The organism is Hyphomonas atlantica corrig. (assembly GCF_017795365.1).
Taxonomy (GTDB): domain Bacteria; phylum Pseudomonadota; class Alphaproteobacteria; order Caulobacterales; family Hyphomonadaceae; genus Hyphomonas; species Hyphomonas atlantica.
In genome coordinates, this window is record NZ_CP051254.1 from 3,453,910 (window position 1) to 3,476,479 (window position 22,570).

16 protein-coding genes are annotated in these 22,570 nt (G+C 60.8%); 5 read left to right on the forward strand and 11 right to left on the reverse strand.

What is annotated here, in order from left to right; genetic code table 11:
• Nucleotides 1-28 precede the first annotated feature (28 nt).
• The 3 genes from rpoB to rplJ form a co-directional block, all read right to left on the reverse strand.
• Entirely contained in the window at nt 29-4,165 is a 4,137-nt protein-coding gene (gene rpoB, locus HF931_RS16545; RefSeq protein ID WP_273241176.1) for a DNA-directed RNA polymerase subunit beta, read from the reverse strand.
• A gap of 154 nt (nt 4,166-4,319) precedes the next feature.
• Nucleotides 4,320-4,700 carry a 50S ribosomal protein L7/L12 gene (gene rplL / locus HF931_RS16550; protein WP_035551239.1) on the reverse strand — a complete coding sequence of 127 codons (381 nt, stop codon included), beginning with the start codon at nt 4,698-4,700 and terminating at the stop codon, nt 4,320-4,322.
• Nucleotides 4,701-4,758: 58 nt separating this feature from the next.
• On the reverse strand, nt 4,759-5,274 hold the full coding sequence (rplJ, locus tag HF931_RS16555; RefSeq protein WP_035551236.1) for a 50S ribosomal protein L10: 516 nt from the start codon (nt 5,272-5,274) through the stop codon (nt 4,759-4,761).
• Nucleotides 5,275-5,840: 566 nt separating this feature from the next.
• Between rplJ and HF931_RS16560 the strand changes: the two genes are divergently transcribed.
• The 3 genes from HF931_RS16560 to HF931_RS16570 all read left to right on the forward strand — a co-directional run bounded on the left by HF931_RS16560 (nt 5,841) and on the right by HF931_RS16570 (nt 9,274).
• Complete coding sequence (locus HF931_RS16560) at nt 5,841-6,551, forward strand: hypothetical protein (RefSeq protein ID WP_273241178.1); 711 nt, start codon at nt 5,841-5,843, stop codon at nt 6,549-6,551.
• A gap of 171 nt (nt 6,552-6,722) precedes the next feature.
• Complete coding sequence (locus HF931_RS16565; RefSeq protein ID WP_273241180.1) at nt 6,723-7,118, forward strand: hypothetical protein; 396 nt, start codon at nt 6,723-6,725, stop codon at nt 7,116-7,118.
• 68 nt (nt 7,119-7,186) lie between these two features.
• On the forward strand, nt 7,187-9,274 hold the full coding sequence (locus HF931_RS16570; RefSeq protein WP_273241182.1) for a TonB-dependent receptor plug domain-containing protein: 2,088 nt from the start codon (nt 7,187-7,189) through the stop codon (nt 9,272-9,274).
• Between the two features lie 389 nt (nt 9,275-9,663).
• Here the strand turns inward: HF931_RS16570 and rplA are convergent, their stop codons facing one another.
• The 6 genes from rplA to HF931_RS16600 form a co-directional block, all read right to left on the reverse strand.
• The gene (rplA, locus tag HF931_RS16575; protein WP_035551226.1) at nt 9,664-10,365 is read right to left on the reverse strand and encodes a 50S ribosomal protein L1; all 702 of its coding nucleotides are present in this window, start codon (nt 10,363-10,365) and stop codon (nt 9,664-9,666) included.
• Between the two features lie 5 nt (nt 10,366-10,370).
• Nucleotides 10,371-10,817, reverse strand: coding sequence for a 50S ribosomal protein L11 (gene rplK / locus HF931_RS16580; protein ID WP_027837369.1), 447 nt, complete (start codon nt 10,815-10,817; stop codon nt 10,371-10,373).
• A gap of 232 nt (nt 10,818-11,049) precedes the next feature.
• On the reverse strand, nt 11,050-11,259 hold the full coding sequence (locus HF931_RS16585) for a cold-shock protein (RefSeq protein ID WP_035551222.1): 210 nt from the start codon (nt 11,257-11,259) through the stop codon (nt 11,050-11,052).
• 254 nt (nt 11,260-11,513) lie between these two features.
• Nucleotides 11,514-12,365 (reverse strand): M48 family metallopeptidase, encoded by an 852-nt coding sequence (locus HF931_RS16590; protein ID WP_051602648.1) that lies wholly within the window; start codon nt 12,363-12,365, stop codon nt 11,514-11,516.
• Nucleotides 12,366-12,490: 125 nt separating this feature from the next.
• Complete coding sequence (locus tag HF931_RS16595) at nt 12,491-14,377, reverse strand: hypothetical protein (protein ID WP_273241185.1); 1,887 nt, start codon at nt 14,375-14,377, stop codon at nt 12,491-12,493.
• Nucleotides 14,377-15,834, reverse strand: a complete 1,458-nt coding sequence (locus HF931_RS16600; protein ID WP_273241187.1) for an OmpA family protein — start codon at nt 15,832-15,834, stop codon at nt 14,377-14,379. Before HF931_RS16600 ends, HF931_RS16595 begins: the two co-directional genes overlap by 1 nt.
• 110 nt (nt 15,835-15,944) lie before the next feature.
• Between HF931_RS16600 and HF931_RS16605 the strand changes: the two genes are divergently transcribed.
• Together HF931_RS16605 and HF931_RS16610 are read left to right on the forward strand one after the other, a co-directional pair.
• Nucleotides 15,945-16,757, forward strand: coding sequence for a TrmH family RNA methyltransferase (locus HF931_RS16605; protein ID WP_273241189.1), 813 nt, complete (start codon nt 15,945-15,947; stop codon nt 16,755-16,757).
• Nucleotides 16,754-17,647 (forward strand): class I SAM-dependent methyltransferase, encoded by an 894-nt coding sequence (locus tag HF931_RS16610; RefSeq protein ID WP_273241191.1) that lies wholly within the window; start codon nt 16,754-16,756, stop codon nt 17,645-17,647. Before HF931_RS16605 ends, HF931_RS16610 begins: the two co-directional genes overlap by 4 nt.
• A gap of 202 nt (nt 17,648-17,849) precedes the next feature.
• Here HF931_RS16610 and HF931_RS16615 read toward each other — a convergent pair whose 3' ends face one another.
• Both HF931_RS16615 and HF931_RS16620 read right to left on the reverse strand, forming a co-directional pair.
• On the reverse strand, nt 17,850-21,071 hold the full coding sequence (locus HF931_RS16615) for a TonB-dependent receptor domain-containing protein (protein ID WP_273241193.1): 3,222 nt from the start codon (nt 21,069-21,071) through the stop codon (nt 17,850-17,852).
• Between the two features lie 361 nt (nt 21,072-21,432).
• Nucleotides 21,433-22,551 (reverse strand): DUF3667 domain-containing protein, encoded by a 1,119-nt coding sequence (locus HF931_RS16620; protein ID WP_273241195.1) that lies wholly within the window; start codon nt 22,549-22,551, stop codon nt 21,433-21,435.
• Nucleotides 22,552-22,570: the final 19 nt, after the last annotated feature.

A 22,570-nucleotide genomic window follows, 5' to 3' on the forward strand; every position in this document is an offset into this window, starting at 1 on the left:
AGCGGGGCAGTCCGGTTTGGTATCAGCTCTACTCGGCGGCGACGGGGGCTTCCTCGTCACTATCGCCATCACTTCCTTCCTCGATCAGCTCGACGTTCAGGCCGAGGGACCGCATCTCCTTGACGAGCACGTTGAAGCTTTCCGGAATACCGGCTTCGAACGTATCGTCGCCGCGGACGATGGCCTCGTAGACCTTGGCGCGACCGGCCGTGTCGTCGGACTTCACGGTCAGCATTTCCTGCAGCGTGTAGGCTGCGCCATAGGCTTCGAGCGCCCAGACTTCCATCTCCCCGAAGCGCTGACCACCGAACTGGGCCTTACCACCCAACGGCTGTTGCGTAACGAGTGAGTATGGTCCGGTCGAACGGGCGTGGATCTTCTCGTCCACCAGGTGGTGAAGCTTGAGGAGATACTTGTAGCCGACGGTGACAGGACGCGAGAACTTCACGCCGGTCCGGCCATCGAACAGGTTGACCTGACCCGAGGAGTCGAGCCCGGCACGTTCCAGCATCGCGTTGATGTCGCTTTCGCGGGCACCATCGAACACCGGCGTTGCCATCGGCACACCATTGCGCAGGTTTCCGGCGAGTTCGATGATCTCGCCATCTTCACCCGGCAGCTCCTGCTCTTCGCCATAGGCGGTCTTCAGGGCGGCGCGCAGGCCTTCCACGTCATTGTCCTGCTGGAACTCTTCGAGCGCGTTCTGGATGATCCGGCCAAGACCACGGCAGGCCCAGCCTGTGTGGGTCTCGAGGATCTGACCAACGTTCATCCGGGACGGAACGCCCAGCGGGTTCAGCACGATATCGACAGGCGTACCGTCTTCGAGGAACGGCATGTCTTCCTGCGGATTGATCTTGGAGATAACCCCCTTGTTGCCGTGGCGACCAGCCATCTTGTCGCCCGGCTGCAGCTTGCGCTTCACGGCCAGGAAGACTTTGACGACTTTCATCACGCCCGGTGGCAGGTCATCGCCGCGCTGGACCTTCTCAACCTTGTCGTTGAAGCGGGCTTCCAGCTCCTGGATCGATCCATCGAACTGTTCACGCAGCGCGTCGAGTTCGGCCTGTGCCTTTTCGGACTTCAGGGCGATATCCCAGAGTTGGGTCTCGGTGAGGTCTTCCAGGGAAGCGGCAGAGATCTTGCCCGGCGTGAAGCCTTTCGGCCCGGCCGCAGCTTCCTTGCCGATCAGCAGGTCGCGCAGACGATTATAGGTGTTGCGCTCCAGGATGGCCTGTTCGTCTTCCTTGTCCTCCTGCAGCTTCTCGATCTGCTCACGCTCGATCTGAAGGGCACGCTGGTCCTTGTCGATGCCGTGGCGGTTGAAGATGCGGACATCCACAACCGTACCGGCGTCGCCCGGAGGCACACGCAGAGAGGTGTCACGAACATCGGACGCCTTCTCACCGAAGATGGCGCGGAGAAGCTTCTCTTCCGGCGTCATCGGGCTTTCGCCCTTCGGCGTGACCTTGCCGACGAGAATGTCACCGGCCTTCACTTCGGCGCCCACGGCCACGATGCCGGCTTCGTCGAGGTTGCGGAGCGCTTCCTCGCCAACATTCGGGATGTCGCGGGTGATTTCTTCCGGGCCCAGCTTGGTGTCACGGGCAGCGACTTCGAATTCCTCGATGTGGATCGAGGTGAAGACGTCATCCTTCACGATCCGCTCGGAGATCAGGATGGAGTCCTCGAAGTTGTAGCCGTTCCAAGGCATGAACGCGACGAGCACGTTCCGGCCAAGCGCCAGATCACCCAGGTCCGTCGACGGGCCGTCAGCGATGATGTCGTTCTTGGAGACAACGTCGCCCACGCGCACGATCGGGCGCTGGTTGATGCAGGAGTTCTGGTTCGAACGGCGGAACTTGGCCAGGCGATAGATGTCGACGCCCGACTTGGAGCCTTCGAGATCTTCGGTGGCGCGAACCACGATGCGCAGCGCGTCGACCTGCTCGACCACACCGGAGCGGCGGGCCGTGATGGCGGCGCGGCTGTCGCGGGCCACAACGGCTTCCATGCCGGTGCCGACGAACGGCGCTTCGGACTGGACCAGCGGCACAGCCTGACGTTGCATGTTCGATCCCATGAGCGCGCGGTTGGCGTCATCGTTTTCGAGGTATGGGATCAGCGAGGCAGCAACCGAGACAACCTGTTTCGGCGACACGTCCATGTACTGGATGTCATCGCGGGAAACCATGGTCGCTTCGCCAGCCACGCGGGCGTTGACGAACTCGTTTTCCAGCTGGCCATCAGCGTCAACCGTCGCATTCGCCTGGGCGATGGAATAGATGCTCTCTTCCATGGCGGACAGGTAAACCACTTCATCGGTCTGCTTGCCGTTCACGACCTTCCGGTAAGGGCTCTCGATGAAGCCGTACTTGTTGACGCGGGCATGCGTGGCCAATGAGTTGATCAGACCGATGTTCGGCCCTTCCGGCGTTTCAATCGGACAGATACGGCCATAGTGGGTCGGGTGCACGTCGCGGACTTCGAAGCCAGCGCGCTCACGCGTCAGGCCGCCCGGCCCAAGCGCGGAGAGACGACGCTTGTGCGTGATCTCTGACAGCGGGTTGGTCTGGTCCATGAACTGGGACAGCTGCGAGGAACCGAAGAATTCGCGGACAGATGCCACGACCGGCTTCGCATTGATCAGGTCATGCGGCATCACCGTATCAATATCGACAGAGCCCATACGCTCCTTGATCGCGCGCTCCATGCGCACGAGACCGATGCGGTAATTGTTCTCCATCAGCTCACCGACGGAGCGAACGCGGCGGTTGCCGAGGTTGTCGATATCGTCGACTTCGCCCTTGCCGTCTTTCAGGTCGAGGATAACCTTCATGACGCCGATGATGTCTTCATGGCGCAGCACGCGCATGTCGTCTGCCGCAGCTTCATAGCCCGGCACGCCGACATTCAGGCGCATGTTCATTTTCACGCGGCCAACGGCGGACAGGTCATAACGCTCCGGATCGAAGAAGAGCTGGCCGAACAGGGCATCAGCCGCTTCCTGGGTCGGCGGCTCGCCCGGACGCATCACGCGGTAGATGTCGGACAAGGCCTCGAAACGGGTTTCGTTCTTGTCCGCCTTCAGCGTGTTGCGCAGCCACGGGCCACGGCCGGAGGCGTCAATGTCGAGCACTTCGATCGTGTCGATGCCATACTCGCGCATTTCGGCGAGCATTTCCTCTTCCAGCATGTCGCCGGCTTCGCCGAAGATCTCACCGGTTTCGGTGTTCACCACGTCACGGGCCAGGAATTTGCCGACCAGCGCATCAGATGGCACCAGGATCTCGTCCGTGTTGGCTTCAGCGATACGCTTGGCCTTCAGGGCGGTGATCTTCTTGCCGGCTTCAGCAACAGCCTTGTTGGTCTTCGCGTCAACCAGGTCGAATTCCGGCTTCACCCCTTTCCACGCATCGGCGCGGAATCCGGTGATCCAGCCAGCCTTGTCGAGGCGGTAGATGGAATTGGTATAGAACAGGTCGAGGATCTGTTCGGTGTCATAGCCCAGCGCGTAGAGCATCGTGGTCGCCGGCAGCTTGCGCTTGCGGTCGATCCGGATGTTCAGAACGTCTTTCGCGTCGAACTCGAAGTCCAGCCAGGACCCGCGATACGGGATGATGCGGGCCGCGAACAGCAGCTTGCCGGACGCATGGGTCTTGCCCTTGTCGTGGTCGAAGAACACACCCGGCGAACGGTGCATCTGGGACACGATCACGCGCTCGGTGCCGTTCACGACGAACGTACCCTTGTCGGTCATCAGCGGGATGTCGCCGAGATAGCATTCCTGCTCTTTCACTTCCTTGACGGAGCGAGCGCCGGTATCTTCGTCAACGTCGAACACGACGAGCTGGAGGCGAACCTTCAGCGGCGCCTGATAGGTCAGGTCGCGCTGGACGCACTCTTCCACGTCGAATTTCGGCGTTTCAAATTCGTAAGAGACATATTCGAGCGTCGCCCGCTCGGAGAAGTCAGTGATCGGGAACACGGACTTGAACACACCGCCCAGGCCATCATCCGTCCGCTTTTCAGCGGGCGTGTGCATCTGGAGGAAGTGTTCGTAGCTTTCGCGCTGAACCTCGATCAGGTTTGGCATTTCGATGGCTTCGGGAATGCGCCCGAAGGATTTGCGGATACGTTTCTTTTCCGTGAAGGAGAGTGCCATCCCAGGATCCCATTTTTTGTGTCGACAGCCACCGGGCTGAAGACTTTATCGCCAGAACGCGAGTTCGCGGCGGCCCCGGAATGAGACCGCCGCGCAAGACTTTGAAAGAGCAGCGCCTCGCGCGAACGCCGCCCGGTTTTGAAGTCGCCGGAGCTTACTTGAGCTCGATGGTTGCGCCGGCTTCTTCGAACTTCTTCTTCAGCTCTTCGGCTTCTTCCTTGGTCGCGCCTTCTTTCAGCGGCTTCGGAGCGCCTTCGACGAGCTCTTTTGCTTCTTTCAGGCCGAGGGACGGCTGAACTTCGCGGACGAGCTTGATCACGTTGATCTTCTTGTCGCCAGCGCCGGTCAGGATAACGTCGAACTCGTCTTTCTCAGCGGCAGCAGCGCCGCCAGCGTCACCACCTGCGACGGCTGCGACAGCAACCGGAGCAGCGGCGGAAACGCCCCACTTGTCTTCGAGCAGTTTTGCCAGCTCAGCCGCTTCGAGAACGGTGAGGGCGGAGAGGTCTTCGACAATCTTTTCGAGATCTGCCATTTTTCTAATTCCTGTTAGGTTCGGTGTTTGTAGTCTTTAATGTGCGAAAACGGGTGTCTTATGCGGCATCCTTGGAGCCGTAAGCCGACACCACGCGAGCGAGCTGTCCAGCCGGTGCCTGAACGACGCCAGCAACTTTCGTCGCCGGTGCCTGCAGGAGGCCAACAAGCTTGCCACGAAGCTGGTCGAGAGATGGCAGTTTCGCGAGGCTTTCGACGCCATTGGCATCGAGAACTTCCTCACCCATCAACGCGCCGATGATTACGAGCTTGTCATTTTCCTTGGCAAACTCGTCAGCCGCTTTCGCAGCCGCCACCGGATCGGGAGAATAGGCAATCGCCACAGGCCCCTGGAACAGGGCCTGGGCGGCATCACCGCCTTTACCGTCTAGTGCGATTTTCGCGAGACGGTTCTTGACCACCTTAAGCTGTGCGCCATCCTTGCGGAGCATGCCGCGCAGCTTGGTCATTTCCGCAACGGTAAGACCGGTATAGTGCGTCACGACGACAGCACCGGACTCGCCAAAAACCCCCTTGAGGGTTTCGAGAGCCACTGTTTTTCCAGCTTTATCCATAGCGGGTCTCCAGTTTGAGGCGCCCGGACCATCCGGCCGCCCTGGTAATCGCCTTCTGGCCGAAGCCTTCCAGCGCCTGCCCAGGGATTGGCCTGCCCGGCTTTTCAACAAAGAGCGCTAACCCCCTGTTTCCGAACCGTTTATACGCCTCACCCCGTCTGCATAGGTGACAGTGGACTGTCTTTATCCCTCCAAATGGTGGGGCCTATGGTCTAGGACAGGAAAACGGGAGGCCCCCGATGCATATCAGAGAACTCCCGTCAAGGGGCGCTTGTTAACGCTTCTTGTGGAACCCTGCAACCCCCCAGAGTCATAAAATGTCAAGGGTGGGCACCAGACCCGGCAGGACGGCCCGTGGCAACGGCAAATTTCGCGTCCGGCAAGAATGACGAGTTTGCGAAATCGGGACTTACAAAGCCTGTGAGTTCTCCACCACGAATCATCTATGCGCACAAGCCTCCCCTATCCCACAAACCCGCTCACCCTGGTCCCAATCAAATCAAGCGCTTGCGAAATAGTTCGGGAAACGTGTCCCCCTCCGCCGAGACGGGGCGATACTGGCAGGCATGGAATTCGAGACCGATCCCGATCTGCCGACGCCCGAGCAGCCGAGCGAACTGGAATTGTTTGCCTATCTGATGGTGGGGGATTTGCTGGGGCCGTTGATGGCGCTGGTGGGGCAAGTCCGGGCGATGGCACAGCGGGGGTTTGACCTGTTGCAGACCGCCGAAATGCTGTTGCGCCGGGTGATCTATCTGAAGGCGCTGCGGATCGAGCTGCCCGCCCCGGCCAGCGCTACGCCTGCTGGCCCCGCCGCCGCGCGCCCGGATGAGACGACCCGCAAAGCCACCAAGCCCGACACGCCCCGCTTCGCACTGATCGAAGCGGAACTGGCCGATGCCACCCGCCCGAAGGATCCGCGCCCGCTGTTGAGACCGGAAGACTGCCCGCGCATCTCGGTGATGGACGAAAACGCCCGCCCCTACATTCCGCCGCCCGAGCCTGAGCCGCGCAGCGTGACCCGCCCAGATTTCGAAACCCGGTACCGGCACCGCGCCCACGCGCTGGCCCGCGCCTTTACCAATCTTGACGGCGAAGCCCAGCGCCTTGCCCGCTGGATCGCCCGGCAAAAGGCCAGGCGCGCAGAGCGCCAAAGCCCGCTCGGCCTGCCGCCCGCGCCGGACGACGCAGAAAAAGCAAAATCCGATCCGGCCTGGCCGGTCCTGTCGGACATCTATCTGCTGGCCGACAGCGTGCTCCACCCCGACACGAGCTGATCCGCATCCGCCTTTGTGAGTCCCCCACAACGCCCTGGCCCCGGCCTGCGGCGGCGAAACTGCTGCGCGCGATAATCTGGCGGAGTCCCCCGTGTGCAAGTGTCGCGTTCGCATCTCCGCAAGAGCGCGCTATAGCCCCGCCCCATGCCTGCCCTGTTTCGACATCTCCGTATGCTTGCGCTCCTGGTCCTCGTGGCCGGTATGGGCGTGCGCGGAACGGTTCCGGCAGGCTATATGGTCGACACGGCTGAGGATGGCGGCGTCATCATCCGCATCTGTGGCGACGGGGTCGGCGCGCTCATGCGGCTCGATCCGGAGGCTGGCACGCTGGAAAAGCTGCCACAAGATTACGATCCGGATGCGCCCTCGCATGACAGCGACCTGCCCAATACGGCCACCTGCCCCTTCGCGCTGACCGCCATGTTCGACCTGCCCCAGACGCCCGCCCTGCCATCGCCGGCCGCGTTCGGCCTGCCCCGGCTTGGCGCCAGCCTCTATGTCGTGCCGCTGTCACAGCGCCCGATCGACACCCGCCTGCCTGCGCGCGGGCCACCCCTCTCTGCCTGATCTGACTTTTCCGACAACTCGATCAGACACCGCCTGACCGGACCCCGGCAGGCGAAGAGGACTTCCACATGAAACGCATTCTTTCTGCCGGCACGGGCCTGCTCGCCCTGGCCACCTGCCCCCTGCTCGCCGCTGCCGAGACGCCAGACCCGGCGCTTCAGGACGTGATCATCGTCACCGGCCACCGCACCACGACCGCCACGGACTCGGCGCTTTCGCCTGAAGCCGCCCCACTGGACGGCGTAGACATCACGCGCCTCACCGCCCGCACGCCCGGCGCGGCCCGCATCGGCAATGGCGAAATGTCCGGCCAGATGCAGTATCGCGGCCTGTTCGGCCCTCGACTGAACCTGCGCATTGATGGCCACAGCTTCGCCTCCGGCGGCCCGAACCTGATGGACCCGGCCCTGCATTATGCGCCAACCCCGCTTGTCTCCGCCGTGCACATTGACCGCGGCATCAGCCCGGTCTCCGAAGGCCCCGGCATTGGCGGCGGCGTCGATGCCATTTTCAAGAAGACCGACTATTCCAATTCGTCGGATGCCAGCCTCGGCTATGATCTGACGATTGGTGGGCGCAGCGTGAATGACAGCGTCTCCACCGGCGGCATCATCGGTGCCGCCACTGATACCTGGCGGGCAAACCTGCTTGGGGCCTACGAAGAAGGCGGCGATACCGAATACAAGGACGGCACGATTGGCGGCTCCGAATTCCAGCGCAGCATCTATGGCCTTGCCACCGGCCTGCGCACCGATCTGGGGGAATTCAGCCTCGACTGGCGTCGCCACAATACCGGCTTTTCTGGCAACCCGCCCTTCGGCATGGACATCCGCTTCGTCGATACAGACGTGCTGAAGGCCGGCTATGAGAAAGCCTTCGGAGACGTGCTGGTCGAAGCGTCTGCCAGCTACACCGACGCCGCACACGGAATGAATACGTTCGACCTGCGCCCGGCCATGATGCAGCGCGAAGCCTTCGCCTATGCCATCACGCGGAAAGCAGACATCGCCGCCACCTTCCCGGCCTTCGGCGGCAGCCTGCAAATCGGCGCAGACACAGCCGAGGAAGACCACAATATCCATGTGGTCGATCCGGGCAATCTCGACAATTTCGTCTACTCCCTGCCAGACATCGTGATCGACCGCACAGGCGCGTTTGCGGAATGGACGGGCGCGCTCGGCGCTTTCAATGCCGAGCTTGGCCTGCGCGTCGATGACTATGACGGCACAGGCGGCACGGCGACCTTCGGGGCGGACGCCTCAATGGGCCAGAAGATGCTGGCCGCCAGTTACAATGCCTCTGACCGCAGCACGGACGCGACCACGCTGGACGTCGCCGCCCGGCTCTGGCGTCCGATTACGGATGACCTGACCTGGCGCGTGACACTGGCGCAGAAATCCCGCGCACCATTTTACCTTGAATGGTTCCAGTGGCTCCCGTCCGGCTCCAGCGCGGGCCTTGCCGATGGCAATGTCTATCTGGGCGACCAGTCCCTCGATCCGGAAGTGGCCCTGATCGCGGAGACCGGCTTCGACTATGTGACCGAAACGGCCTATATCCGCCCAACCGTCTACATTCGTCAGATCGACGATTTCATTCAGGGTACGCCCTTTGATGATACGCCGGGCGTGGTCGACTCGATGGAAGAGATGATGGCCAGCATGCATGGCAGCTCCGCGGCCCTCCTGCGCTTCACCAATGTCGAGGCGCGCCTGATCGGCTTTGACCTCGACGCCGGCATCGACCTGCCCGGCCCGCTGCGCGCCGATGCGGTCTTCTCCTATGTGCGCGGGGAGCGCCGGGACATTGACGATGATCTCTATCGCATCGCCCCGCCCAGCCTGACCGCCGGCCTGACCTGGGAAGGCGCCAACTGGTCCACCACGCTGGAAACCCGCGCCGTTGCCGAACAGGACAAGGTATCGGTCACGAACCTCGAAGCGGAAACGCCGGGCTATGTCACGCTCAGCCTGTATGGCGACTGGCAGGTGAATGAGGGTGTGCGCCTGTCGGCAGGCGTGGAAAACCTGCTCAATCAGGTCACGCGCGATCACCTGTCTGGCTACAACCGCAACGCCTGGAGCGACGTCGCCGTGGGCACCCGACTCCCCGGCGCAGGCCGCGGCGCCTTTATCCGCCTGTCATTCGTGGGCTGATGAATACAATGCCTCTTCCCGTTTCAACCGCACCGCATCTCCGGCGCACGCCGGAGTCTCTTGCGGTTGGCTTTGTGGCGTAGCGGCGGGAGTCCCCGGCATGCGCCGGGGATACGGCAAACAGGAGAAATCACTCTCATCCTGTCATCCCGGATAAACCCTTCGGATTTTCCGGGATGACAAATTGGTTTGGGCGGGAAGCAAACTGGTGGGTTGCGCTCCGCCAACCCGCCCCGCTCAGCATGAGCGCTGATCATGTACGGACTCATCCTGAGCGAAGTCGAAGGATGAACTGGCCGGGGTCGAAGGATTAAGAAGCAAACACGAAAAAGCCCGGCGCATTTCTGCGCCGGGCTTCATTTTGTTCTCTCTCTAATCCGATATCGGACTTAAGCCGTCTGGTTGACTTCCGCCGTGTCGATCATCACGCCTGCGCCCATTGTGGAGGACAGGGAGATCTTGCGGATGAACTGGCCTTTCGCGCCGGATGGGCGGGCCTTGGACAGCGCTTCGAGGAAGGCTTTGACGTTGGTCTCGATGTCACCTTCGGAGAAGCTGGACTTGCCAATGCCAGCATGGATGATACCGGCCTTCTCGACGCGGAACTCAACCGAGCCGGACTTCGCGTCCTTGACGGCCTGAGCCACGTTCGGCGTGACCGTACCAACTTTCGGGTTCGGCATCAGGCCGCGCGGGCCGAGTACCTTACCGAGACGACCAACAACCGCCATCATGTCCGGAGACGCGATGACGCGGTCAAAGTCCATGAAGCCGCCCTGGATCTTCTCCATCAGGTCCTCAGCGCCGACGAAATCGGCTCCGGCTTCCTTGGCTTCTTCTGCCTTGGCGTCCTTTGCGAACACGGCGACGCGAACGTCCTTGCCGGTGCCCGACGGAAGATTGACCACGCCGCGGACCATCTGGTCAGCATATTTCGGGTCAACGCCGAGGTTCACGGCGATTTCGACGGTCTCGTCGAACTTCGCCTTTGCGTTCGATTTCACCAGAGCAACGGCTTCGGTGATCGTGTAGGCCTTGTCGGCATCCACGGATTCGAGAATTGCGCGGGTACGCTTACCTGGTTTCGCCATGTCGCTTACTCCGTCACTTCGATGCCCATTGCGCGGGCGGAACCGGCAATGATTTTCGAGGCTGCGTCGAGGTCGTTCGCGTTCAGGTCTTCCATTTTCATTTCCGCGATCTCGCGAACCTGAGCCATGGTGACCTTGCCGACCGTCTCATAGCCCGGCTTGTTGGCGCCGGAAGCAGGCTTCTTGCCGAGCTTCAGCTTGGCAGCCTTCTTCAGCAGCACAGTGGCCGGAGGAGACTTCACGACGAAGGTGAAGGATTTGTCCTGATAGTAATCGATCACGACCGGAACGGGCAGGCCCTGTTCCATGTTCTGGGTCTTGGCGTTGAACGCCTTACAGAATTCCATGATGTTGATTCCGCGCTGACCGAGCGCCGGGCCGACAGGCGGCGACGGGTTGGCTTGGCCGGCAGGAATCTGGAGCTTGAGGTGCCCCAGCAGTTTCTTAGCCATATTGTCCTCTCGAACGTTTCAGATGGGGCGGTGGTCTTTCGATCCGCCCGGTTACTTTGGAGGCCCGTGGTCTGGCCCGGCTAGAGGCCTCCCACGGAAGCGGGGCGTATGGCGGATATGCCCTGAAACGTCAAGGGGATGCGGGCAGCCATGCTCCCTGCCCCCCAGACCCAAAAAGGCCGTCCCCTTTCGGAGACGGCCTGTCTGACAAAGTCTGCAAAGTCGTGAAGACTTAAGCAGCTTCGATCGTGTCGACAGCGGTCTTGCCGCTGCGTTTGTCGACAGCTGTCGTGAAGGACACTTTCTGGCCTTCGGACAGGATGCGCATGCCGGCGCGCTCAAGCGCGGTCGCGTGCACGAACACATCATTGGTGCCGTCTTCAGGCTGGATGAAGCCGAAGCCTTTTTGGTCGTTGTAGAATTTTACGGTGCCATTTGTCATGAAACACTCCTGATTGATTGCGGTCCTGCAACATGCGGGTCCGCGGAACACGAATTTTGTTTGGGAGGTCTCTGAAAGGAACAGCCGGGCGATGCCCTTGTGTTCGTTGCCTGATCGTCCGGCGAAAAGTCGAGAAACATACATGGTGCCACGCGCACCAAATAGCAATGGCGCGCCCGCAGCGCTTCAGACGCCAATCCACGAAAAAGCCCGGCTGCACAGGGCAACCGGGCTCAAATAAAAATCGCAATTGCCTACATCAGGGCGTAGCCCTTGGCATTGATATAGCGCTTCAACTCCTCGGCGCGGCGCAGCGGGTCCGGGTGGGTGGACATGAATTCCACCGGGCGCTGGCCTTCCGATTGGGCGGCCATCAGCTCCCAGAGGCGCACCGACTGGCGCGTGTCATATCCGGCATTGTGCATGTAATCGACGCCCAGCTTGTCAGCCTCCAACTCGTGCCGGCGGCTATAGGGCAGGATCACGCCGAACTGCATCGCCGCGCCGCCCAGCGCGCCGATTGTTGTGCCGTACTTGCGCAGCTCTTCTGACTGGGCCACGGCAATCTGGCCCGCCATCAGGCCGACCTGCGCGGCGGTCGAAACCGACAGGCGCTCAGCCGCGTGGCGGCCCACAACATGGCCTGTCTCATGGCCCAGAACGGAAGACAGCTGGTCGTCATTCTCGGTCAGTTCCGTGATGCCGCGATAGATGCCGACCCGATTGCCCGGCATGACGAACGCGTTGACGTCGTCGGTATCAAACACGGCTACGTCCCAATTGGCGTTCGGGTCGATATGGCCCGCTTTGGCCGCGCCTGCAGTGGTACGTTCCCACACATTCAGAACCTGGTTCTTGAGGCGCGTATTGGACACGACCGGTGTCTGGGATTTCATGTCGGTCCAGGCGGTTGCGGCCATGCTGGCCACTTGATCCTCACCAAACAGGATCAACTGGCTGGACCCCGTTGCCGGATTGGTGGTGCAGCTGGAAATGAAGGGGAACACAGTGCCCGCGGCAATGCCGGTAATCAGCGCGCGGCGTGACAGGCGGACATTCGGCGCCCCGGCCAGCACTTTGCTATCAAATTCGACCAGTTCAGCCATCTCAAATCTCCCTGTCACCTGAGTGGAAACGTTAGCCGTCCCCTCTCAAAAAGCAATCGCACCCCTGCGCGAATGGTTCCCAGATTGAAAGATTCTGCCTGAATTGGCCGTGAACACCGCGTTGCCTACGCGTCCTCGTCCACCGTGTCGCCAGCCAGGATAGCGGCCTGTTGCACCCAACCTTCGCGCACGATTCGGCCGGAGAAGTTCAGCTCATGATCCACCCAGACCACATTGTCCGGTGTCCAGGCGGCGATCTGATCATAGTGCCAGACACCCATCGCGTTCAGCAATTCCTGGATCTTGGGCCCAATGCCGCCGATCTCTGTCAGATCGTCGGGCGAGTTTTCAACCGGTTTGTCCAGCGCGATTGGGCGCACACCCTTCGGGGCATCATCCGCCTCGTCGAACTCCGCGTCGTCCTCGTCGGCCGCGTCTGCTTCGACCTCGGCGTCCTCTCCATCATCATCGTCCAGTTCCAGCGCGGCGAGAATGGCCCGGCTGGCCTCCTCCGGCGTTGCCACCGCTGACTCTTCTGCCTCTGTGTCAGCGCTGTCTTCTGCGTCGCCCGCAGCCTCCGTTTCCGTCACCGGCACGGCCACCTCTTCCGGGAAGCGATCCTCTATCTCGAAGGTGGGCAGATCCACATCGGCGTCAGGGTCTGCGGCAACTTCTTCCGGGGCCTGAGGCTCGGACTCGTCCAGTTCCTCGGGCTCATGCAGCACGTCGTCTGCCGTGAAGCCGAAGGGATCAGCCACGATCTCGGCCTCATCTTCGGCCTGCTCTGAATCCTCGGCCTCAGCATCAACATCAGCTTCAATCTCTGGGGCCTCAATCTCAGGCTCGGCCTGCTCAGCGTCTGCGTCTTCTCCGTCCGCCACCGGATCGTCCGCAACCTCGAAGGTAGCCGCGTCGAAATCGGCTTCGGCCTCGACCTCCTCGATGTCTTCCGGGTCTTCTTCCGGCTCAGACAGCTCCGCTTCGGCTTCTACGAATACAGGCTCGGGCTCGACCTCATCCACTGGCTGAGCCTCAACCTCGGGTTCAGCCTCAACCTCAGGCTCAGGCTCAGGCTCAACCTTTTCGGTGGCCTCGACAGGCTCTTCGGCGTCTGCCGTCTCGGTCTCGAGTTCAGAGTCGCTGTCTGCCAGATCAGCCAGAGGCGCGATGACCTCTTCTGCTTCATCCTCGGCCTCCTCGGCGGTCTCCGCATCCGCCGCGACGGCTTCATCGCGCGCGTCCTGATCGCCCTCGAAATAAGCGAGACGCCCTTCCAGATACCGGTTGCGCCAGCGCAGGCGGGCGAGCTCTTCATCGACCTCGTCCTGTGCTGCCGGTGCAGCTTCAGCAGGTGCCTCGACGACCGGCGCCTTCACCTGAGCCAGCTCCGCCTCCAGCGCCTCGACGCGCTGCTTCAGGAAATTGTGTTGCCACTCGGCTTTTGCCTGTTCGGAGTCAGACACGTCGCTTGCCGCCACAGGCGCGGCAGCCGGTACGGCCGTCTCCACCGCCGCAACGCCCTGAGCACCTTTTGCCAACATGCCTTCCAGATGGCGCACGCGGCTTTCCAGATGACGGTTGCGCCAGACCAGTGCCGGGTTCGGATCGGACGCGCCGCCAACAGCCGCCAGCGTCCCTGCCGCAGATGTGGCCGCAGCCACACCCGCCTTGGCAACGCCAACGCGCTCGGCTTCGTCAGCCTTTTCTTTCAGGGTTTCCAGTTCGCTCTTGGCGCGGGCCAATTCATCTGTCAGGCGCTGCAGTTTGACGTTCTGCTCAGCCTGCACTTCGCGCGGATTGAAATTGCCAATCGGCTGGCCCCGCTGCGCCGCATATAGGCTTTCGATCTCTTCGCGGGCCTGATCAAGTTCGGTCAGCGTCACATCGCGCTCGACCACCGCCTTGCGCATCTTGTTCACCAGCAACATGCCGCGGATGGACCAGCCCAGCAGCAGCCCGAAAACGGCCACGCCTGCCAGCGCAACCCACATATGTGCCAACAGCCACGCCATCACTCGCTCCGTTCTTGAACCTTGAACCCAATCCGGCGATTCTTCGCCCGACCTTCCTCAGTGTCATTATCCCGCACAGGTGCATCAGGACCATACCCAATTACAGCCACCCTCGAAGGGGAAAATCCGGCTGAAACCATATAATCTCTTACAGCTTGCGCCCGTGCCTCACTCAGCATCAGGTTTGCCTGCCGATCGCCCGTGGAATCAGTGTGTCCGCCCACTTCGATGACCAGATCCGGCGCGCAGCGACCCGACACGGCCATCACCTTGTCGAGCGTGTTGCCACTCTCTCGGGTGATACTAGCTGCGCCCGTTTCGAAATACACCTTGTTGGTCTCCATCACCGAGTCAAACGCCGCCTGACAGGCCGCAACCGGGTCCGCCTCGAAGTCGATCTCGCGAATCTCCTCAACGGCCACCTGAACCGTATCAGTGAAAACTGTGACAGGATAAGGGCTATCCACTGTGGCCAGGTCCTGCTGGAGATAGGCGAGCGTGGAGCCGGTGGCCTCCCCCTCGAAACTCAGCCCCGTCTCTTCGGGCTCAAACGCCATGACGCCGGTCTGAAAGCCGCCCGCGAAATGCGGAAGGCCCACGCGCACACCGTCCAGCCAGCGGGGATGGGCCTCACCCGCCACCTGCATCTCGTCGCGCACGGTCTGCGCGTAGTATTGCCGGGCAATCGACAGGATCTCGTCCCGCTCGGCCTCACTTGCCACTGAGCCGGAGAGGATCAGCTCTCCCTCGCCATGCGTCGCACTCCACAGCGCCGGGCCGCGCAGGAATGGCTCGCCGCGAAAGGGCGCAGTCACATTGGACACGTCTGCAGACAGGCGCGCTCGTATCGCCGAGTCCATCGACACGCCGCGCAGGCGCAAACGCGTATCCTGCAGTCTCGCCTCGCCCGAATTCAGCTCTGACAGGCTTTCCAGCGCCAGCTTGGCCATACCCTGCCAGTTCGCTGCCGGCGCACCATTCGCCACAACCATCCGGTCATCGACCTCTGCTTCACCGGCACGCGCCTCGGCCATCGCCAGCAGGTCTGACCGTACGCTGCGCGAGGGCACATGCCCCATCAGGATGAATGCACCGGAATCTGTCTTGATCGCGCGCCAGACATAGGGAGACACTGCGGCTGCTGCGCCGACTTCGCTCTCCACCAGGGTGACGCCGCCCATGATGACGCCGCCCGATCCGCTGGATGTGATGACCGTTTCTGCTGCCGCGCGAACCGCGTCCACGGACGGGGCCTTGCCGGTCAACCGGGCGCGCTGGCCATTCATCTCGACCTTTGCCCAGTCAAAGCCTGCCTCGGCCAATGCCGCATTGGCGTTGGCCTCCAGCCGCGCTTCGAGGTTTACAGGCGTGTTGCCAGACTGATAGACGGCCCACCAGCCTGTGAAAATCAGGCCGATCAGCGCCACGCATCCAATAAGGTAGTCGAGCAGTCTCATAGAGGCCCCACGACCTCCTCCATTGATAATCCCCTGATAATCAGGGATGCCCTATTCAGCAGGTCCTAGCAAGGCTTGCCCCGCATAGTCAGAAACGCCAGAACCCTGCCATGACCCGCCCTTCAGAGACGATAAGCAGCGCTTCAAACCCGCTCGTCAAAACCTTGAAAAGCCTGGAAAGAAAGAAAGGCCGCACCGAAACCGGCCTGTTTCTGGCCGAAGGCGCGCGGCTGATCGGTCAGGGGCTCGCCAATGGCTGGAAAGCGGACTGCGTTGTGGTGGCCGCCAGCATGGCGGAACGGCCCCATCTGGCTGACCTGATCCAGCAGGCCGAAACCTCAGGTGCGCGTGTCGTTCTGGCAGCAGACAAGCTGATGTCGCGCATCACCCACAAGGACAATGCGCAAAGCGTGGTCGCCGCCTTCCATCAGCGCCATCTCGGCCTTGATGCCCTGCCCCAGACCAAGGACGGCCTGTTCGTTGCGCTCTATGAAGTGCGTGATCCCGGCAATCTGGGCACGATCCTGCGGACCGCAGACTGCGCAGCTATTTCCGGCGTCATCCTGGTCGAAACCTGCTGCGACCCCTACAGTTTTGAAGCCGTGCGCGCCTCGATGGGGTCCATCTTCGACATGCCCTTTGCAAGCGCCAGCTTTGACCAGTTCAACGCCTGGCGCAAAGGCCTTGGCCTCAACATGAGCGCGGCATCGGTCAATGGCACGGCCCGACATGACCGCACCGATTTCACCGGGGGCTCCGTGATCATCATGGGCAATGAACAATCCGGCCTGCCTGCGCACGCCGAAGCCGCCTGTGACCAGCTCTGCCTGATCCCCATGCGCGGCGGCGCCGACAGCCTCAACCTCGCCCAGGCCACGGCCATCATGACCTATGAGGCCTGGCGCCAGAGAGATTTCAAATGAAGACCGATACTCGCCTCCTGATCGCCGATGACTGGAACGATTACGCCCTGCTGGACAGCGGCCACCTCCAGAAGCTGGAACGGTTCGGCAGCCAGACCGTGATCCGCCCGGATCCGCAGGCCTTCTGGGAACCGGCCCGCCCGGTCAGCAGCTGGCGCGCCGATGCCCGCTTTTCCACCAAGTCTCAGGATGATGATGGCGCCGGAAACTGGGAAGTGCTTTCGCCAAACGCCCGTGACAGCTGGCCGATGCAATGGAACGGGCTGACATTCGAAGCCCGCCGCACCGCTTTTCGCCATATGGGCGTGTTCCAGGAGCATTCGGTCCATTGGCGGTTCGCGCAGGAAAAGATTCGCTCGGCTGGCCGCCCGATCAAGGCGCTGAACCTGTTCGGCTATACCGGCATGATGTCGCTCGCCTGCGCCGCCGCCGGGGCAGAGGTGGTGCATCTGGATGCCAGCCCGAAATCTAACGGCTATGGCAAAGACAATCAGGCGATGAGCGGCCTGAATGATCGCACCATTCGCTGGATTGCCGATGACGCGATGAAGTTCACCGCACGCGAGATCCGCCGGGGCAATCAGTATGACGCGATCATTCTCGACCCGCCAAAATTCGGCCGCGGCCCGAAGAACGAGACCTGGCGGTTCGAGGAGAACCTGCCCGCCCTGCTCGATACGGTGAAGACACTGCTGAGTGACCGGCCCCTGTTCGTGATCCTGACGGCCTATGCCGTCCGCCTGTCCTATCTCGCCTTGTCACAGGCCCTGGCCGACCGCCTCTCCCCGCTTGGCGGCATCATGGAGACCGGCGAGATGGCCCTGCCCCAGCAAGGCGGCGAACGCCTGCTGCCGACGGCAATCTACGCCCGCTGGCATTCCGGAAGCTGATCGACAGCTCCTGCCTCTCCCAGAAATCAAACAGCCTTGAGCCTGGTTCAGGTGAGTGCCGGTCAAGGGCGCGATACGGAACCCGCCCAAAATGCCCTGAGCCCGGTTCATGTGAAGCGCAAAGCGCTGATACGAAACCCGTTCAAAACAAAAACGGCGGCCCCGAAAGGCCGCCGTTCCTATTTTTTGATGTCCGTCAGACTTAGAAGTCGAACGTCGCACCCATGAAGATGTAACGACCGAATGCGTCGTACACTTGTGGGTAGGTGTTACCGTTACCCGGTGCCGTACCAACCACGGAGGAGAGCGGTGGCTCTTCATCCGTCAGGTTGTTCACGCCAAGGCGGAAGGACATGTAGTCCGTAGCAGCCCAGGAACCGGTCAGGTCGAGGTAGTTCTGAGCGTCGAGAACGCCGTTGATGGTGCCATCGTCACCACCTTCGATTTCGACTTCAGAGAAGTAACGCCACGTACCGGTGACGCTGAACTTGCCATCAGCATCAGCCCAGGTGACAGAAGCCTTGTGACGGTATTCCGGAGACGCACCGTTTGCGACTTCGGTACCACCACCGGAGGCACAGCTGCCGCCATAGTAGCCAACACAGTCGAAGATATCAGCAGCTGGCGAATTCGGCAGCGGCTTGGTTTCAAGCGACTCAAGCAGTGTACCAACATAGTCGAACGTCAGACCACCACGGGTGTCGAGGTCGAGATCGTAGCTTGCGAGCAAGTCGAAGCCGGATGTCGACAGCGAACCGGTGTTGATATTGGTCGCAACGATGTAGCCAGTCTGGTTAGCCCAGAGCGTACCACCGGAACCACGGTTGACCAGCGAACAGAAGTACTCGTCGCCTGTCTCAAGGCAGGTGTCGAGTGCCAGTTCCTGCGGAACCGTACCAACGAGGTCTTCAACAACGATGTCGAAGTAGTCGAGCGATACGGTCAGGCCCGGGATCATGGATGGTGTTGCCACAAAACCGATGGTGTAGGTGTCGGACTGCTCTGGATCGAGGTCCGGGTTACCACCGGTCAGCGTGTTGAACTGGCCAGCCGGGTTGTCAGCAATGTTCCGGTACTGGTCCGGTGTCACGCCAGTGTTGGCACACTGAGCGAGCGTTGCTGTCGGAGCTGCACCGGCACACGGATCGTAGATGCCATTGGAGCCCTGGGTCAGGTCAAACAGACCGATCGACTGGGTGGAGAACAGTTCGAAGATGTTCGCAGCACGGACAGCGCGCTGGAACGAACCGCGGAAGCGGATGTCTTCGACCGGAGCGTACTCCAGACCAATCTTGTAGGCGTCCGAAGACACAGCATCATAGTTCGAACGACGGTAGGCCAGGTCAACGCCGAGAGATTCGACACCTTCATAGCCTTCGATCAGAGGTGCGTTGACCTCGACGAAGTAGTCATACACTTCCTGCGAACCAGAAATCGGGTTCGTTGGGCCGCCTTGACCAGCACCGTCGCCAGACTGGAAGTTGCTGTCTGGGTTGGAGTCCAGCGTGTCACGACGATACTCGGCACCGAAAGCGATTTTCACGCCTTCTTCGGCCATCGGAGACGTCATGCCATAATCAGCAAGGTCAGCATACATTTTGGCCGTAACAACTGTCTGTGTGACGTCACCATCACGGAACAGTGGCTGGCTGATGTAGCTCACCGCAGCGTCGGACGGGCCGTTGGGTCCGAAGATGTCGTACGGTGCACAGTTTGGATCATCGTTGGTCGGATCGTCGTCAGCATTGATCCGGCAAACGATTTGGTCGGTCGGGTTGCCTTCATCATCCAAGGCGTAGGCGGCATCAAGTGCCAGACCGATTTTGCGGATTGACAGATCGTTCTGGTAAATCTCGGAACGGTGGTTGTTCGCGTAGATTGCGCTGATGTCGTAGCCCCAAGGCGTATCGCCGATGGTGCCCTTCATGCCGATCACGCCACGATAGGTCGTGTGGCGGATGTCATTGAAGCGATTACCGCCTTCGACGTTACGACGCAGAAGCAGAATGTCCGCGATGCCGTCCGGGCCAAGCGCGGCTTGGTCGGGATCACCATCGAAACGCGCAACGAAGTCGTCCTGATCAGCCAGCACGTTGCCAGCAGCGTCCGTGTACTCACCATCGAGATTCGTGTAACGATCGATCGCACCGTCTGCGATTTCGCCGCAGAGATAGTCAACCTGCTGAGCGGACAGGAACGGGTTGTTACAACGAATGCCGCCAGCACCGCCACCGATACCATAGCCGAACACACCGGAAGGTGCGATCTGAGACTTGGTGCGGTTGTCCATGAACATCAGTTCGGAATACACATTCACGTACTCGTTGATGTCATAGTTTGCGAAAGCGCCGAAGGAGTAACGCTCGTTCGGACGCTGATAGTGGTTGTACGGGTTATAGTTGAACGTATCGGAGACAAAGTTACGAGGTCCGATTTCGCCCTGACCGTCGAGCACGCGCGCCCAGCCGGTTTGCGTCTGAGCGTCGGGGTTCACACCGCCTGGGATCGTGTAGTCTTGAGCGACGTCCAGAATGTTGGCGAACTGGTTCGTTGAAGAACCGGCACAGGTGAAGTCCTGACCTTCATTGGTCGTCGACAAGGCACACTGTGAATAGTCGCGGTTTGCCTGAAGGATTTCCTTCGTGTTCTGGAAGCTGACAAAGGCAGACGCGTGGCCGCGGCCATTGTCGAACTTGCCACCAACAGCAGCCGTGATGTCGAAGGTTTCACCGTCAGAGGTGGAACCACTCGGCACAGTGTACTGGCTCGGGTTACCAGCAGCAAAGTCAGACAGGATGTCCTGAATGTAGCTGTTGGAGTTGTCGTGCTGGTAGAAAGAATAGTTGGAGTCGATGCGCAGACCTTCGAACTCTGTGTCGAGCACGAAGTTCACAACACCGGCAACAGCGTCAGAACCGTAGGTCGCAGACGCACCACCGGTCAGGACGTCAACTTTCTTGACCATGGCGGCCGGGATGAAGTTGATGTCCGGAGCAGCCGTGTTCAGCGAGCCGTATGGCAGGCGGCGGCCGTTCAGAAGGGTCAGCGTACGGGATGCACCCAGACCACGCAGGTTGACCGAAGACGTACCGGTCGAGCCGTTGGCCAGGTTGGAGCCCTGAGCGCCGAATGCCTGTGGCAGCGAGTTGATCATGTCTTCCGCACGAACAACACCGCGGACGTCGAAGTCTGCGGAGCCGAGCGATGTGACCGGGCTGGTTTCAACCAGGTTGCCGCTTTGCGGGATCAGGGACCCCGTGACAACGATGGTTTGCTGGACAGCGGCTTCTTCGTCGCCTGCTTCCGTTACTGCGATGACTTCGTCTTCTTGTGCATGTGCCGGCAACGCAGCAGCGGCCGCGAGTGCAGCCCCCGCAAACACCGACGACGCCAGAAGGCGTGTCTTCAAGTTAAGTTCGCTCACCTGAACCTCCGAGTGGGATTATTTTGAAAAATGCCCGCGTCTCACGACGGGCAAACCTGGCCCCCTTCGACCAAGTCTTACGTGGCAGTAAGAAATGTGCGCCGCAGATAGTCAATCGGATGCAACGGTGCTTTTGGGTGAAATGACAATGGTGTGACAGAAACGCATCACCTTATTGGGTCATTTTGAGCATTATTATCCCAATTCCCTAGGGGAATGACGAAAAATTGCCCGAACTGTCGCAATCACTGCTGTTCAGCCGCGCCCAACAATTAGGCATTTTCGGGCTATTCTCGCGTCATTCAGCTCCGGAAATCCGGATTCGCGTAGGTTGAATGAAACTTTCGAATAATTGCCCGGATCAGGTCAGCGCAAACGATACGGCAATCAACAGGGCCAACAGGATGATGAGGACGATAAAACTCGAAAAGAGCAGAATCAGCGTCCGCAGCATGGCCATGATCCGGCCTGTTCCGTAGGTCACGCGCAACTGTTTGTAGAGATATACGATCAACGTCAGAACACCGAACAGGACCAGCCAGCCGGTCATCGAAGGCCTGAACGCCGCAACGACCAGAAACACCGTCGCCGTCATGTAGATGAACGTCTGCACATGCAGCGCCGTGATGACATGATCATAAATGTACCGGCTGCGATGCCACGCATAGAGCAGCGTCAGCATCAGCGCGAGAATCGGCATGAACATCAGGCTGAATCGCGGTGCCCATTCGCGTATTCGCGCACCATATCGGTCCTGGTTCTCGTAAACAGTGGCGGCATGGTCGGCGGCGCGCCAGGCCTGTTGGCGCTGCTCAACCGTCGCATTCTCGTCCAGACGGGCATTGACCTCATCATAGAGCGCGTCGCGATTGATCCGGCCATCATCCTGCAAGATACGCTGGACGGTGATGCCATGCTGCGCGTCGTTCAGCGTCTGCTGCAGTTCGAGACGCTCCTCCTCATCCAGGTCTGCGTTGTCGAGTTGCTCGCGGATCTCTGCCAGCCGGTCTTCAGACACAATGGGCGTGGGCTCACCGGTCTCATCCAGACCGAGATCGAGCCCCTCCTCCAGCATGTCATTGATCTTGAACGTATGGTACCAGCCGAGTTGGTCGCCCAGCGTGAACAGGGTGAGGAAGAACACGACCGACGCCAGCAGGAACATGCGGAATGGCGGCACATAGCGCGCCCGTTTGCCTTCCAGATAATTGCGCGTCATCCGCCCCGGTCGAAAGAACAGCAGCGGCAATGACCGCCACAGACGCCCATCAAGGGCGAATGTGTCGGCCAGGCTGCTCATGACCAGATCCCAGACGGGGCGATGGAAATCAGACGCCAATTGCCCACAGGTCGTACAGAACCTGTCTTCGACAATCGCACCGCAATTGGCGCAGGGCAGTCCGGAATTTACCGGGTGATGGTCCCCCGTGGTCAGGCCACTGCCAGAGGCAAGGCCTGCCGCTTCCATCTCATGTTCCATTCCAAGACCCCCGTCCTGT

What these genes read in the sequence shown, in the direction of transcription:
- HF931_RS16595 (WP_273241185.1), bottom strand. Translation starts at nt 14,377, where the DNA reads ATGGCGTGGCTGTTGGCACATATGTGGGTTGCGCTGGCAGGCGTGGCC.
- HF931_RS16570 (WP_273241182.1), top strand. Translation starts at nt 7,187, where the DNA reads ATGAAACGCATTCTTTCTGCCGGCACGGGCCTGCTCGCCCTGGCCACC.
- HF931_RS16620 (WP_273241195.1), bottom strand. Translation starts at nt 22,551, where the DNA reads ATGGAACATGAGATGGAAGCGGCAGGCCTTGCCTCTGGCAGTGGCCTG.
- rpoB (WP_273241176.1), bottom strand. Translation starts at nt 4,165, where the DNA reads ATGGCACTCTCCTTCACGGAAAAGAAACGTATCCGCAAATCCTTCGGG.
- HF931_RS16605 (WP_273241189.1), top strand. Translation starts at nt 15,945, where the DNA reads ATGACCCGCCCTTCAGAGACGATAAGCAGCGCTTCAAACCCGCTCGTC.
- HF931_RS16560 (WP_273241178.1), top strand. Translation starts at nt 5,841, where the DNA reads ATGGAATTCGAGACCGATCCCGATCTGCCGACGCCCGAGCAGCCGAGC.
- rplA (WP_035551226.1), bottom strand. Translation starts at nt 10,365, where the DNA reads ATGGCGAAACCAGGTAAGCGTACCCGCGCAATTCTCGAATCCGTGGAT.
- rplL (WP_035551239.1), bottom strand. Translation starts at nt 4,700, where the DNA reads ATGGCAGATCTCGAAAAGATTGTCGAAGACCTCTCCGCCCTCACCGTT.
- HF931_RS16600 (WP_273241187.1), bottom strand. Translation starts at nt 15,834, where the DNA reads ATGAGACTGCTCGACTACCTTATTGGATGCGTGGCGCTGATCGGCCTG.
- HF931_RS16610 (WP_273241191.1), top strand. Translation starts at nt 16,754, where the DNA reads ATGAAGACCGATACTCGCCTCCTGATCGCCGATGACTGGAACGATTAC.
- HF931_RS16590 (WP_051602648.1), bottom strand. Translation starts at nt 12,365, where the DNA reads ATGGCTGAACTGGTCGAATTTGATAGCAAAGTGCTGGCCGGGGCGCCG.
- rplJ (WP_035551236.1), bottom strand. Translation starts at nt 5,274, where the DNA reads ATGGATAAAGCTGGAAAAACAGTGGCTCTCGAAACCCTCAAGGGGGTT.
- rplK (WP_027837369.1), bottom strand. Translation starts at nt 10,817, where the DNA reads ATGGCTAAGAAACTGCTGGGGCACCTCAAGCTCCAGATTCCTGCCGGC.
- HF931_RS16565 (WP_273241180.1), top strand. Translation starts at nt 6,723, where the DNA reads ATGCTTGCGCTCCTGGTCCTCGTGGCCGGTATGGGCGTGCGCGGAACG.
- HF931_RS16585 (WP_035551222.1), bottom strand. Translation starts at nt 11,259, where the DNA reads ATGACAAATGGCACCGTAAAATTCTACAACGACCAAAAAGGCTTCGGC.